A 13,413-nucleotide genomic window follows, 5' to 3' on the forward strand; every position below is an offset into this window, starting at 1 on the left:
CTGCCGCGCGTCGCGGGCGTGGTGTACCGCATGAACGGCCGCGTCGACGTCGGCAGCGACGCGGGCGCGACCAGCACCGGCTACAACACGGTGCTGAACATCGATCCGGGCGTGGTGATCTACGCCGAGGGTGGCCCGACCTTCATGGCGGTCAACCGCGGCAACCAGCTGAACGCGGTCGGCACGCCCACCGCGCCGATCATCTTCACCAGCCGCGCCAACGTCGTCGGGCAGAACGACGTCAACGCGCAGGGGCAGTGGGGTGGCGTCGTGCTGCTCGGCCGCGCGCCGATCACCGACTGTTCGGAGCCGGGCGCAGTCGCGGGTAGCGCGAACTGCACGCGCGACACCGAGGGCACGTCGGGCGCGCTCTACGGCGGCGCTCAGCCGACCGACAGCTCGGGCCGGATGAGCTACGTGCAGATCCGCTACTCGGGCTTCGCGCTGGCGCCCGACCGCGAGCTCCAGTCGCTGACGCCATCGGGCGTCGGTTCGGGCACACAGATTGATCACTTCCAGTCGGTCAATTCGTCGGACGATGGCATCGAGGTGTTCGGCGGCCGGCCCAACATGAACTATCTCGTGATCTCGGGCGCGGACGACGACTCGCTTGACACCGACGTCGGCTACAAGGGCTTCATCCAGTACGTGATCGCGATCCAGCGTCCGGGCGGCAACTCGGGCGACGCGATGATCGAGCACGACTCGAACGGCAACGAGGACGCGGTGCCGCGCTCCAACGTGCGGCTCGCCAACTTCACCTTCATCCACCGTTCCAAGATCGGTTCGGACGCGGCGACGATGCTGTTCCGCGGCGGCGGCGATTACTCGCTCTACAACGGCGTGGTGGTGACCGACTCGGGGCTGCCGTGCGTCCGCATCAACAGCGCGACGACGATCGCGGCGGCGAACAGCGCGACCGACAAGGCGGGGCCGCCGAGCTTCACCTCGGTGCTGCTGTCGGGCTGCAACCCGGCGTTCAGCGGGACGGGCGGCGTGTCGACCGACCAGGTCGCGGCGATCTTCAACGGCGGGCGCAACAACAATGCGGCCTTCACCTCGACGCTGACCAGCACCTTCATCAATGGCGCGAACGAGACGGCGGCGACCGCGGTCGATCCGGCGACGGCGGTGAACTCGGGCGGCTTCTTCCAGTCGGCACCGTACGTCGGCGCGGTGCGCAACGCGAGCGACACCTGGTACCGCAACTGGACCTGCAACCTCGCCTACGCCGATTTCGGCAGCACGAACGGTTCGTGCCTGTCGCTGCCGACCACCTGAGACCTGCGGGTCACGAGAGGGGGCGGCAGCGATGCCGTCCCCTGATTCGCATTTGAGGATTTTGGGGGAATGAAGATGTCCAAGCGGCTGCCGCTCGCGAGCGCCCTGTTGTTGAGCACCTGCCTGTTCGCGCCCGCCGCCGCCTACGCGCAGGCGAGCGGGTCGAACACGTCGACCTCCGGTGCGCCGGGTGCGACGCCGTCCACGCCGTCGGGCAGCCCGACGCAGGACGAGCAGGAAACGAGCGGCGAGACGCAGAGCGTCGGGCCGCAGGTATCGATCCCCGGCGGCGGCGGCGACATCGTGGTCGTCGGGCGCGCGCGCGCCAACGCGGTGCAGAACGCGCCGCAGGTGATCTCCGTGCTGTCGACCGAGGATATCGCGCGCAGCGGCGAAGGCGACATCGCGGGCGCGCTGCAGCGCGTCACCGGCCTGTCGGTCGTCGGCAGCGGGTTCGTCTACGTCCGCGGCCTGGGCGATCGCTACAGCCTGGCGCTGCTCAACGGCTCGCCGCTGCCGAGCCCCGAGCCGCTGCGCCGCGTCGTGCCGCTCGACATCTTCCCGACCGACGTGATCGCGTCGAGCCTGGTGCAGAAGAGCTACTCGGCCAACTTCCCCGGCGAGTTCGGCGGCGGCGTCATCAATCTGACGACCAAGACGACGCCGAGCGAGCCGTTCCTGACCGTGTCGGGCGGTGTCAGCGGCGATAGCTACACCACCGGGCGGCTGGGCTACGTCTATTACGGCAGCCCAAGCGACTGGACCGGGTTCGACAACGGCACGCGCGACGTGCCCGGCCCGCTGGCCGACGCGCTGAACAGCGGATCGCCGATCGGCGAGAATGCGACGTTCAATCGCGCGCAGCTGGGGCAGATCGCGTCGAGCCTGGTCAATTCGCGCACCTCGGTGTTGCAGACCGACTATCAGATGCCGATCAACTTCTCAGGGAATGTGACCGGCGGGACCAGCGTCGACGTCGGCGGCGTGCGGCTGGGCGTGCTCGCCTCGGCGGGGATCGGCAATACCTGGCGCACGCGCCAGACGTTGCAGCAATTCGCCAACGGCGTCGGCGACGACGGCGTGCTGCAGAACAGCTTTAACCGCGTGGTCACCGACAACCGCGTGGTGGTGAACGGCTTGCTGGGCATCAACGGCGAGTTCGGCGACAACGTAATCCGCTGGACCAACCTCTACATCCGCGACACGATCAAGCAGGCGCGGCTGGGCGTCGGTTTCGACCTCGACCGCGCAGGGCAGGACCTGCTGCTGCAGAACACCGGCTGGTACGAGCGGCAGCTGATCAACACGCAGCTAGTGGGCGAGTTCAAGCCGACCGACGACCTGCGCGTCGACCTGCGCGGCAGCTACGCCAATTCGCAGCGCGAAGCGCCGTACGAGCGCGAGTTCCTGTACGTGCGCACCAACCTGCCGCTCGATCCGATCGGCAACAAGTACAGCAACAATTTGGGCACCGGCGGCAAGGGTGGCGCGAACATCGCGTTCAGCGACCTGGAGGAGAACCTCTGGTCGGGCGGCGCGGACCTGGTCTACTCGTTGACCAGTGATTTGAAGCTGGGCGTGGGTTACGCCTATACCGACACCAAGCGGACCTCGTCGCGGCGTGCGCTGAGCTTCCTCGCCAACTCGCTGCCGATCGCGGTGCAGCAGCTGCGCCCCGATTACCTGCTCGCCGACCAGACGATCCAGGCGTACGGCATCTACCTGCAGGAAACGACCGCGCAGGACGGTACCGCGGCGTTCGACGCGTCGCTGCGCACGCACGCGGGCTACGGCCAGGTTATCGCGCAGCTGACCCCGGCGCTGAACGTGACGGCGGGTGTCCGTTATGAAACCGGCAAGCAGCGCGTCGACGCGATCGACGTTTTCAACACCGGGCTGCCCGGGCTGGCGGGACAGCTCAACACGCGGATCGACAAGGATTACTGGCTGCCGTCGCTGACGGTCACCTACGAGCTGCAGCCGGGCATGCAGCTGCGCGCGAGCGGATCGAAAACGATCGCGCGGCCGCAGTTCCGCGAGCTGATCAGCCAGGTCTATATCGACACCGACACCAACCGCCTGTTCCGCGGCAACAACTCGCTGGTCGACAGCGAGCTGTACAATGCCGAGGCGCGCTACGAATGGTACTTCGGGCGCGACCAGCGCTTCACGCTGGCGGGGTTCTACAAGAAGATCGACCGGCCGATCGAGACCTACTCGGCAATCGTTGGCCAGGTGCAGACGAGCTTCGCGACAGCGCCGGAGGCGCAGCTGTACGGTGCCGAGGTCGAGGTGCAGAAATACTTTCCGCTCGACGGGCTGGGCGGCGAGTTCTGGGCCAGCCGCCGGTTCCTGGCGATCGCCAACTACACCTTCACGCAGTCCGAGCTGAAGGTGCGCGACAGCGACCAGACGGTGATCAACGGCGTGTCGCGCGACGCGAACCTGTTCTTCCGCGACGGTGCGCCGTTGACCGGGCAGTCGGACCATCTGGTCAACCTCCAGCTCGGGCTGGAGGACAGCGACCGGTTGTCGCAGCAGACGTTCCTGCTGAGCTACGCGTCGAAGCGGGTCACCACGCGCGGTCCCAACGCGCAGCCCGACGTGTTCGAATATCCCGGTTTCCGGCTCGACTTCGTCGCGCGCGAGGGCGTGACGATCGCTGGCGTGGAGAGCGAGATCAAGTTCGAGGCGCGCAACATCACGACGACGCCGTACAAGGAGTATCAGCAGTTCGACGCGCAGCGGATCTACTACAACCGCTATGAGCTGGGGACGTCGGTGTCGCTGGGGCTGGGCGTGAAGTTCTGAGGTGAGAGGGCGGGGGTCGCGAAGGCTCCTGCCCAGTTTCTCTCCTTGCCGTCACCCCTCACCTGGTCGGGGGTGCCGCTTGCCCTCTGGCGTCGCGGAGAAGCGGGATCCCGGATCAAGTCCGGGATGACGGCGATGTCGCGAGGTGGGTCACCATCCCCAGGGGCGCTCGCGGTACCATTTGGTGATGACGTATTTGGTGCCGGCGCGCACCTTCATTCCGTGGTGGATCGTCGCGGGGTTGAGCGAGCCGTCGGCGCGGTGGTTGTTCCAGCAGACGAGCTTGCCGATCTCGGGCTGGATCGTCTTGTCGACCGCCTTGAAGCGGGTCGCGCCGCCCGCCTCGGGCTCGTTCAAGTAGACCATCGCGGTCCAGGTGCGGTTGCCCGCGACCGAGCAGTAGCGGTGGAAATCGACGCCGTTCGGCTCGAAATAGTCGGTGTGCGCCTTGAACTCCTGTCCGACCGCGTAGCGCTGTCCCTGCAAGGGTTCGCCGTGCGCCGGATCGAGTCCGGTGAAGGCGGCGAAGGCGGCATCCACCCCGGCGACGAGCGGGTCGGTGGCGGAGAGGTCGCACGTCTCGCTGGTGCGAAAGGCGGCGTCGCCATTGTGGTCGGAGATGGTCGACGGGCGGCGCTCCGCGTCGATCATCGCGCACAAATGCGCGCAGGTCGCGGCGTCGAGGAAGCCGCGGCGGACGAACAGCGTCAGCTTGGGGCTGGGCAGTTTCTGGATGCCGGGCTGCTGGGCTAGATGGGCGGTGATCGCGTCGGTGGCCATGTCCGCACCTGTAGCGCGCGCGGCGACGCCGCCCAAGGCGCAGAAATATTACACAAGCGTGCCACGCGGCTGTAACATCGCCGACATAGCGCCGGTGGGGCGGGGAGTTGACCAAAGCGCATGCGATTGAAGTTCGACGCCCGGGCACGGGCGATCCTGCGGCGGGTGCCCGTGGTGAACATATACTCGGCCGCCGAGATCGCGCTGCTGGGCGTGCTGGCGGTGCAGTGCGCGCGGCTGGTGTGGACGGTGGTGACGCCGATCGCGCCGCTGGGCGCGTGGGCGCCGGCGGGACCGGTGCTGCCGGGCGACCCGGCGGGCGTGTTCGCGAGCTTCGATCCGTTCTACCGCGTGAGCGGCGCGCAGACGCAGGCGACGGCGGTGACGTCGCTGCAGCTGACGCTGTTCGGCACGCGGATCGACGAGGCACAGGGACGCGGGTCGGCGATTATCGCGGGGCCGGACGGGGTACAGAAAAGCGTGAGCGTGGGTGAGGAAGTGGCGCCGGGCGTGGTGTTGAAATCGGTGGCGTTCGATCACGTGACGCTCGACCGCGGCGGTGAGAGCGAGGACCTGTTCCTGCCGCAGAGCGACGGCGGGACCGCAGCGGTGGCGGCACCCGCGGCGGTCGGCGGAGCGGCTGCGCCGACACCGGCGGTTACCTCCGCGGCGGACCTGCGGGCCGACCTGACCGCGATCCCGCGGATCGACGGCGGGCGTGTGACCGGACTGACGCTGCGCGGGCAGGGCAAGGGCGCGTTCCAGGCGGCGGGGTTGCAGGACGGCGACGTGGTGACCGCGATCGGCGGCCGGCCGATCGGCAGTGCGGCCGACCTCGCGCAGTTGCAGAACGGCGGGGCGACCGCGGTGACGATCGAGCGCGGCGGGCAGTCGCTGCCGGTCACGCTGCCGGCGGGGGCGCGGTGATGCGGCGGTTCGTATCCGCGGCGCTGCTGGCGTCGTGCGTGCTCGCGAGCGCGCCGGTCGCGGCGCAGACGACGCTCAACGTGCGCGATGCCGACATCCGCGCGTTCATCGCCGACGCGGCCAAGGTGACCGGGCGCACGTTCATCATCGACAACCGCGTGCAGGGCAAGGTGACGGTGGTGACCGACCGGCCGCTGTCGCGCTCCGAATATTTTGAGGTGTTCCTGTCCACGCTGCGCGCGAACGGACTGGTGGCGATCCCGACCGCCAACGGTGCGCTGCGCGTCCAGCCGATCGACAATGCGGCGAGCCAGCCGGGGCGGATCGGCGTGCGCGGGGCGGCGCGCAACCAGCTGGTGACCGAGATCATCCGGCTGCGCTCGACCGACGCGACGCAGGCGGTCGACACGGTGCGCCCGCTGGTCAGCGCGCAGGGGTCGGTGACCGCGAACCGCGGCGGCAACAGCCTGGTGGTGGTCGATTTCGCCGACAACGTGCGCCGCGTGCGCGAGGTTATCCGGCGGATCGACACGGACGTCGCCTCGACGCGGATCGTCGCGCTGAGGAACGCCAACGCGAAGGAGGTCGCGACCGCGCTGACGCAGTTGATCGGCGGCGGCGCGGGTGGTGCGGGCGGACAGGCCGGCTCGACGCCGGGCGGCGCGTCGGCGGTGGCGATCGAGAGTTCGAACGCGGTCGCGCTGCGCGGCGATCCGTCGACCGTCGCGCGGCTGGTGGCGGTGGCGCGCGACCTCGACACGCGCGCGCGCAACGCCAACGAGATAAAGGTCGTGTTCCTGGAGAATGCGGACGCGGCGCAGCTGCTGCCCGTGCTCCAGCAGCTCGTCGGGCAGCAGCCGGACGCGGTGCAGGAGCAGGCACTGGGCCGCGCGAACTTCGGGTCGAGCAGCGCCGGGCCGGCGGCGGGCGGGGTGATCGCGCAGCAATCGACCGGACCGATCGCCACGCCGCAGCCGACCACGACGCAGCAGGCCGGCAGCCAGCCGCAGCAGGCGGCGATCACGGGGCAGGGCGGGCGCACCGCCGCGGTGGTGACGCGCTTCGCCGGCGCGAACGCGATCGTCATCGCGGCGCCGGGCGACATCCAGCGGCAATTGACCGAGGTGATCCAGCAGCTCGACACGCGTCGCGCGCAGGTGCTGGTCGAGGCGATCGTGGCGGAAGTGTCCGACTCGACGGTCAACCGGCTGGGCGCGCAGTTCATCTTAGGGAACCTGTCGGGCGGGGCGTTCGGCGCGTCGACCTTCTCCAACTCGGCGCCCAACATCCTGCAGATCGCGGGCGCGATCGGGGCGCAGCAGCTCGCGACCTCGACCACCACAACGGTCAACACCGACGGCAGCACGACCGTGGTGCGCGGCACCTCGCCCGCGGCCGATACGCTGACGCAGTCGGCGATCAACTCGATCATCCAGTCGTCGGGCGGGCTGGCGGGGTTCGGCGGCACGATCGGCAACACGCTGTTCGGCGCGATCATTCAGGCGGTGAAGAGCGACAATCAGTCGAACCTGCTGCAGGTCCCGCACATCATGACGCTGGACAACCAGGAAGCGCACAGCCTGGTGGGTCAGGAAATTCCGATCACGACGGGACAGGCGCTGTCGAACAATTTCGACAACACGTTCCGCACCACGCAGCGGCAGAATGTCGGCATCGGACTGGACGTGCGGCCGCAGGTGAACTCGTCGGGCACGATCAAGCTCAACCTGCACATCGAGGTCAGCTCGATCGCGGGGCCGGTGTCGAGCGACAATTCGGACCTGATCCTCAACAAGCGGGAGGTCGAGACGGTGCTGACCGTCGACGACGGGGCGATCGGGGTGATCGGCGGGCTACTCTCCGACGAGGAGCGGCGGACGATCGAGAAGATACCCTTCCTGGGCGACATCCCGGTGCTGGGCAATCTGTTCAAGTCGAAGGCGAAGTCGCGCGCCAAGACCAACCTGATGATCTTCATCCGGCCGACGGTGATCCGGTCGGCCGCGGACAATCGCCGCGTGACCGAGCAGCGCTACGGCTATCTGCGATTGCAGCAGGGATTGCAGGACCCGGCGACGGAGCCGTCGATCGACGCGCTGGTGCGCGATTACATGGGTGCGGCGCCGCCGATCCCGCCCGCGGGGCAGCCGGGCAGCATCGAGGACCCGCGCGTCGGCGTGCCGGTGTACCGCAATTCGGTCACCACGATCCCGGCGCGGCCGAAATGATCCGAACTGGGGCCGAGGTGGCGATCGACCCGACGCTGTCGAGCGGCGTGGTGCCGGTCGACGCCGACGCCGTGCTGGGCGAGGTGCCGCAGCTGGTCGCGCCCGCGGCTCCGGTGCAATTGCCCTACACGTTCGCGCGCAAGTTCGGCGTGGCGCTCGACGGCGACCGCGTCGCGCTGCGCGAGGGGAGCGATCCACGCGCGCTGATCGAGGTGCGCCGCGTGCTCGGGCGCGCGTTCGATGTCGCGGTGATTGAGGCGGCGGCGTTCGACCGGCTGCTGAGCGACAATTACGCGATGGACGGGCAGGCGACCGCGGCGGCGGCGGTCGGGATGGGTGACGAGCTCGACCTGCTGGCGGAAGGGCTGCCGACCGCGGACGACCTGCTCGACACCGCCGACGATGCGCCCGCGATCCGGCTGATCAACGGCGTGATCGCGGACGCTGCGCGCAACGGCGTGTCCGACATCCACATCGAGCCGTACGAGACCGGGCTGGTTATCCGCATGCGGATCGACGGCGTGCTGCGCGAGACGCTGCGCATGCCGCCGCACGTCGCGCCGGTCGTGGTGAGCCGCATCAAGGTGATGGCGCGGCTGGACATCGCCGAGCGGCGGGTGCCGCAGGACGGGCGCATGGGGCTGACGCTGGGCGGCAAGTTGCTCGACGTGCGCGTCTCGACGCTGCCGGCGCGCGCGGGCGAGCGCGTGGTGCTGCGTATCCTCGACAAGGAGAATGCGGGGATTGACCTCGACGCGCTCGGCATGAGTGCGGGGATGAACGCGCTGCTGCGCGAGGCGATCGCGGTGCCGAACGGGATCGTGCTGGTGACCGGGCCGACCGGCAGCGGCAAGACGACGACGCTCTACGCCGCGTTGCGCCTGCTGAACGACGGCAGCCGCAACATCCTGACCGTCGAGGATCCGGTTGAGTATGCGGTCGAGGGTGTCGGGCAGACGCAGGTCAACGCCAAGGTCGGGCTGACGTTCGCCGCGGGCCTGCGCGCGATCCTGCGCCAGGACCCCGACACGGTGATGATCGGCGAGATCCGCGACCGCGAGACCGCCGAGATCGCGGTGCAGGCGTCGCTGACGGGGCATCTGGTGCTCTCCACCGTCCACACCAACGACGCGATCGGTGCGATCACCCGGATGCGCGACATGAAGGTGGAGCCGTTCCTGCTCGCCTCGACGCTGCGCGCGGTGATCGCGCAGCGGCTGGTCCGGCGGCTGTGCGCGACATGCAGGCGGGCGGTGCCGGCGCGCGAAACGGTGGCGCCGCTGCTCGGCATCGCCCCCGACGCGACGGTGTACGAGGCGGTCGGGTGCGAGGAATGCAACCGAACGGGGTTCCGCGGGCGGATCGGCGTGTACGAGGCGATCAGGGTCGATCCCACGATCCGCCGGTTGATCAACGACGGCGGTGACGAGGACGCGATCGCGCGGCACGCCTTCGCCGATCCGGCGCGCGACACGCTGGCGGGCGCGGCCAGGCGACTGGTGGAGGAAGGACGGACGACCGCCGAGGAGGCGGTGCGCGTCAGCCGGGCGGACGCAACCGACACGCCGCAGGAGCAGCTCGTCGCGGCGGACGCGGCCGAGGCGGCGATCGCGGATGCGCACTGAGGTGACGTTTAGCGACCGCGGGTTCGCGCCCGCTGGCCTGATGTGTCGTCTGTCGCCAGCCCCCTCCACCAGCCTTTGGCTGGTCCCCCTCCCCGAGCCGGGGAGGATAGATGGCTGATTTCGATTACGTCGCGATCGATACGCGCGGCAACGAGGCGCGCGGGCACGTCGCGGCGGCGTCGGTCGAGGCGGCGCGAGCGGTGCTGGACAGGCGGCGGCTGTTCGTCGTGAAAATCGAGCCGGGCAGCGCGCCGGCGAGCAAGGGGCGTCCGCTGTTCGGGCTGGAGCTCGGCCGCGCGAAGATGTCGGGCAAGCAGCTGACCTTGTTCACGCGGCAGCTGGCGACGCTCAACCGCGTGTCGCCGCTGGAGGAGAGCTTGCGCACCGTGTCGCGGCAGACCGAGCAGGAGCGCGTGCGCGTGATCGTACAGAACGTCCACGCCGGCGTGACCGAGGGGCGCCGGCTGGCGGACGCGATGGCGCGCGAGCCCAAGAGCTTCCCGCCGCTGTACCGCGCGATGGTGGCGGCGGGCGAGAGTTCGGGGTCGCTGCCCGAGATCATGGAGCGATTGTCGCTGCTGCTGGAGCGGCAGGCCGAGATCAGGGGCAAGCTGTTCACCGCAATGGCGTACCCTGCGGTGCTGGCGACCGTCGCGATGGGTGTGGTCATCGCGCTGATGGCGTTCGTGGTGCCCCAAGTGGTCGAGCAGTTCGACACGGTTGGGCAGGAGCTGCCGTTCCTGACGCGCATGGTGATCGCGCTGTCGGCGGCGATCACGGGTTACTGGTGGGCGATGCTGCTGGTGCTGGTGCTCGTCGGGCTGGGTGCGTGGGCGGCGCTTCGCCAGCCGCCGATCCGGCTGGCGTTCGACACCTGGCTGCTGCGCGTGCCGCTGATCGGGCGGCTGCTGCGCGACCTGCACGCGGCGCGGATGGCGCGGACGCTGTCGACGATGGTGGCGAGCCGGTTGCCGCTGCTGGAAGGACTCAACCTGACCGCGGGGACGATCCACAATCGGCGGCTGAAGGCGGCGTCGGACGAGATCACCGACGCGATCCGTGGCGGCGGCAGCCTGTCGGCGGCGATGCGGCGCACCGCGGTGTTCCCGCCGCTGCTCGTCTACCTGGCTGCGTCGGGCGAGGCGGCGGGGCGGCTGGACGAGATGCTGGAGCGCGCGGCCGATTACATGGAGCGCGAGTTCGACCGCTTCACCGCGACCGCGCTGTCGCTGCTGGAGCCGCTGATCATCGTCATCATGGGCGGCATCGTCGCGACGATCGTGCTATCGATCCTGCTTCCGATCCTCCAGCTCAACACGTTGGCAGGGCAATAGGCGCGGGACAGTGAGAGAGAACATGCGTACCGAACAGAAGAAGCGCCGCAAGCGTAACGGCTTTACACTCGTCGAATTGATGGTGGTGATCGTCATCATCGGGCTGCTCGCGACGATCGTGGCGCTTAACGTGCTGCCGTCGGGCGACACCGCGCGTATCCAGAAGGCGAAGGCCGATATTGCGACAATCGAGCAGGGGCTGGAAATGTACCGGCTCCAGCAGGGCAGCTATCCGACGACCTCGCAGGGGTTGCAGGCGCTGGTGAGCGCGCCCGCGGGCGTCGACGCGTCGCGCTATCAGGCGGGTGGGTATATCAAGCGACTGCCGGAGGACCCGTGGAACCGCGCGTACCTCTACGCCTCGCCCGGGCAGCACGGCGCAGCGGATATCTGGACGCTGGGCGCCGATGGGAAGGACGGCGGCGAGGGGATCAATGCCGATATCGGCAGCTGGCAGTAAGCGCGGCGCGCCGACGGTCGAGCGACGCTGATGCGGTCGTCCCTCCGCTCGGCCGAACGCGGCGCGGCGTCGAAGCGTTGCCCGGCCGAGCGTGGCTCGGCGTCGAAGCTTCGCTCGGCCGAGCGCGGCGGGGCGGCGCAGCTTGGCCCGGCCGAGCGTGGCTTCACGCTCATCGAGCTGATGGTTGTGGTGACGATCATCGGGCTCGCCTCCGCGGTCGCGGTGCTGGCGATGCCCGACCCGCGCGGGCGGTTGATGGACGAGGCGGCGCGCTTCGCGACGCGGGTGCGCGCGGCGCACGACAGCGCGATCATCGACGCGCGGCCGGTGAGCGTGTGGGTCACCCCGACCGGCTACGGTTTCGACCAGTGGCGCGGCGGGCGCTGGGCGGCGATGGTCGAGAAGCCGCTCAGGGTCGAGCGGTGGAGCCAGGGAACGGGCGCGACCGGCGTGGTGCGCGAGCGGGTGACGTTCGACACGACCGGGCTCGCGGACAAGTCGCTGACCGTGTCGCTCAGGCGCGACGGCACGAGCGCGAGCGTCGCGATCGCGGCGGACGGGAGCGTCCGTGTCGCGGGCTGAGCGACGTGACAGCGGTTTCACGCACCTGTGGCGTTCCGCCGAACACGGCTTCACGCTGATCGAGATCATGGTCGCGCTCGCCGTGTTCAGCCTCGCCGCGCTGGCGCTGATCCGGCTGGAGGGCGCGACGATCCGGTCGACCGCGCTGCTGCAATCGACCCTGCTCGCGCAGATCGTCGCGCGCAACGTCGCGGTGGAGGCGGTGAGCGACGTCCAGCCGCCGACGCGCGGGCGCGTGAGCGGGGCCGAGCAGAACGGCGGACGCGCGTGGCGCTGGGTGCGCGACGTGCGCGCGATCGGCGACGGCGACGTGATGCGCGTCGACGTGGCAGTCGCCGACCCGGACGGCGCGGTGCTGGGGCGCGCAACGATGATCCGCCCGCCCGCGAGAGCTGCGAGCGTGCAACAGTGAGACGCACGCCAAAGCGAACCCAGGGGCAGGGCGGCTTTACGCTGATCGAGGTCATGATCGCGCTCATGATCTTCGGCATGATCGCGGCGGCGGGCGTCGCGCTGCTGGCGTTCAGCGTGCGCGCGCAGGGCGCGTCGGGCGCGGCGCTGGATGATATCGGCGCGATCAACCGGCTGTCGTCGATTCTGACCGCGGACCTGGCGCAGGCGGTCGACCGGCCGACGCGCGAGCAGAACGGCGTGCGGCTGCCCGCGTTCACCGGCGGGTCGGGGCAGGTGCCGATGCTGCGGCTGGTGCGCGGCGGGTGGAGTAACATCGACCAGTCGGCGCGCGCGACGTTGCAGAAGGTCGAGTATCAGCTGACCGCGGGCGGGATCGAGCGCGTCGGCTACCCTGCGCTCGACGGTGCCGCGCGGCTGCCCGCGGCGCTGATCGTCGAGGGCGTGCGGCAGGCGACGTGGCGCTTCCGCTACGCCGGGGCGTGGAGCGACCGATGGGAGGGAACGCCGGTCGCCGCGCTGCCGCAGGCGGCGGAGCTGACGCTGGTACGCGAGGACGGGCGCACGTATCGCATGCTGTTCCTGGTCGGCACCGGCGCGCCGCGCGCGCGGCAGAACAATGCCCCGGACGGCGCTCCGTCACCCAACCCTACGCCGTCGCCCAATGCGCGGTGAGGGCGAGCGCGGGGCGGCGCTGCTGACGGTGCTGCTGCTGGTCGCGGTAATCGCGGTGATGGCGGCGACCGCGCTGGAGCGGCTGCGCGTGTCGACGCGGCTGACGGCCAACGCGGGCGCGCTCGATGCGGCGCGCGGCTACGCCTACGCGGCCGAGACGCTGGCGACAACGCGGGTGACGAGCCTGCTCGGGCAGGCGGGCGACCGCGTCGCACTGCTGGGCGGGTGGAGCGACCGGCCGTTTGGGCTGCCGATCCCCGGCGGGGTCGCGACCGCGCGGGTGCGCGACGGCGGCAATT

General features: G+C 69.8%; 11 protein-coding genes and 1 pseudogene. 11 read left to right on the forward strand and 1 reads right to left on the reverse strand.

The features are described from left to right. Window positions 1–1,281: hypothetical protein (locus ACFDS6_RS15335; protein ID WP_375272979.1), on the forward strand; the 1,281-nt coding region annotated here is incomplete at its 5' end. Window positions 1,282–1,356: 75 nt separating this feature from the next. Beyond that, a complete protein-coding gene (locus ACFDS6_RS15340; protein ID WP_375272990.1) occupies window positions 1,357–4,092 on the forward strand; it encodes a TonB-dependent receptor domain-containing protein in 2,736 nt (911 codons plus the stop codon). A gap of 150 nt (window positions 4,093–4,242) precedes the next feature. Here the strand turns inward: ACFDS6_RS15340 and ACFDS6_RS15345 are convergent, their stop codons facing one another. Then, window positions 4,243–4,872: a prolyl hydroxylase family protein gene (locus ACFDS6_RS15345; RefSeq protein ID WP_375272980.1), complete on the reverse strand. Its 630-nt coding sequence runs from the start codon at window positions 4,870–4,872 to the stop codon at window positions 4,243–4,245. Window positions 4,873–4,992: 120 nt separating this feature from the next. Between ACFDS6_RS15345 and ACFDS6_RS15350 the strand changes: the two genes are divergently transcribed. From ACFDS6_RS15350 to ACFDS6_RS15390, 9 genes and pseudogenes are all read left to right on the forward strand, one after another. Beyond that, window positions 4,993–5,799, forward strand: a complete 807-nt coding sequence (locus ACFDS6_RS15350) for a type II secretion system protein N (RefSeq protein ID WP_375272982.1) — start codon at window positions 4,993–4,995, stop codon at window positions 5,797–5,799. Next, entirely contained in the window at window positions 5,799–8,027 is a 2,229-nt protein-coding gene (gene gspD, locus ACFDS6_RS15355) for a type II secretion system secretin GspD (RefSeq protein WP_375272983.1), read from the forward strand. The genes ACFDS6_RS15350 and gspD overlap by 1 nt, the downstream gene beginning before the upstream one ends. Then, window positions 8,024–9,652 (forward strand): GspE/PulE family protein, encoded by a 1,629-nt coding sequence (locus ACFDS6_RS15360; RefSeq protein ID WP_375272984.1) that lies wholly within the window; start codon window positions 8,024–8,026, stop codon window positions 9,650–9,652. Before gspD ends, ACFDS6_RS15360 begins: the two co-directional genes overlap by 4 nt. A gap of 110 nt (window positions 9,653–9,762) precedes the next feature. Further along, on the forward strand, window positions 9,763–10,986 hold the full coding sequence (gene gspF, locus ACFDS6_RS15365; protein WP_375272985.1) for a type II secretion system inner membrane protein GspF: 1,224 nt from the start codon (window positions 9,763–9,765) through the stop codon (window positions 10,984–10,986). Between the two features lie 22 nt (window positions 10,987–11,008). Further along, complete coding sequence (gene gspG, locus ACFDS6_RS15370) at window positions 11,009–11,446, forward strand: type II secretion system major pseudopilin GspG (protein WP_375272986.1); 438 nt, start codon at window positions 11,009–11,011, stop codon at window positions 11,444–11,446. Between the two features lie 30 nt (window positions 11,447–11,476). Continuing rightward, a complete protein-coding gene (locus ACFDS6_RS15375; protein ID WP_375272987.1) occupies window positions 11,477–12,028 on the forward strand; it encodes a GspH/FimT family pseudopilin in 552 nt (183 codons plus the stop codon). Further along, window positions 12,015–12,440, forward strand: coding sequence for a type II secretion system minor pseudopilin GspI (gspI, locus tag ACFDS6_RS15380; protein WP_375272988.1), 426 nt, complete (start codon window positions 12,015–12,017; stop codon window positions 12,438–12,440). Before ACFDS6_RS15375 ends, gspI begins: the two co-directional genes overlap by 14 nt. Then, entirely contained in the window at window positions 12,437–13,114 is a 678-nt protein-coding gene (gene gspJ, locus ACFDS6_RS15385; protein WP_375272989.1) for a type II secretion system minor pseudopilin GspJ, read from the forward strand. The genes gspI and gspJ overlap by 4 nt, the downstream gene beginning before the upstream one ends. Continuing rightward, window positions 13,104–13,413: pseudogene (locus ACFDS6_RS15390) on the forward strand (type II secretory pathway protein); the annotation flags it as partial. The gene gspJ and the pseudogene ACFDS6_RS15390, both read left to right, overlap by 11 nt.

Origin of the sequence: Sphingomonas sp. (genome assembly GCF_042095875.1) — a bacterium.
Classification (GTDB): Bacteria; Pseudomonadota; Alphaproteobacteria; order Sphingomonadales; family Sphingomonadaceae; genus Sphingomonas.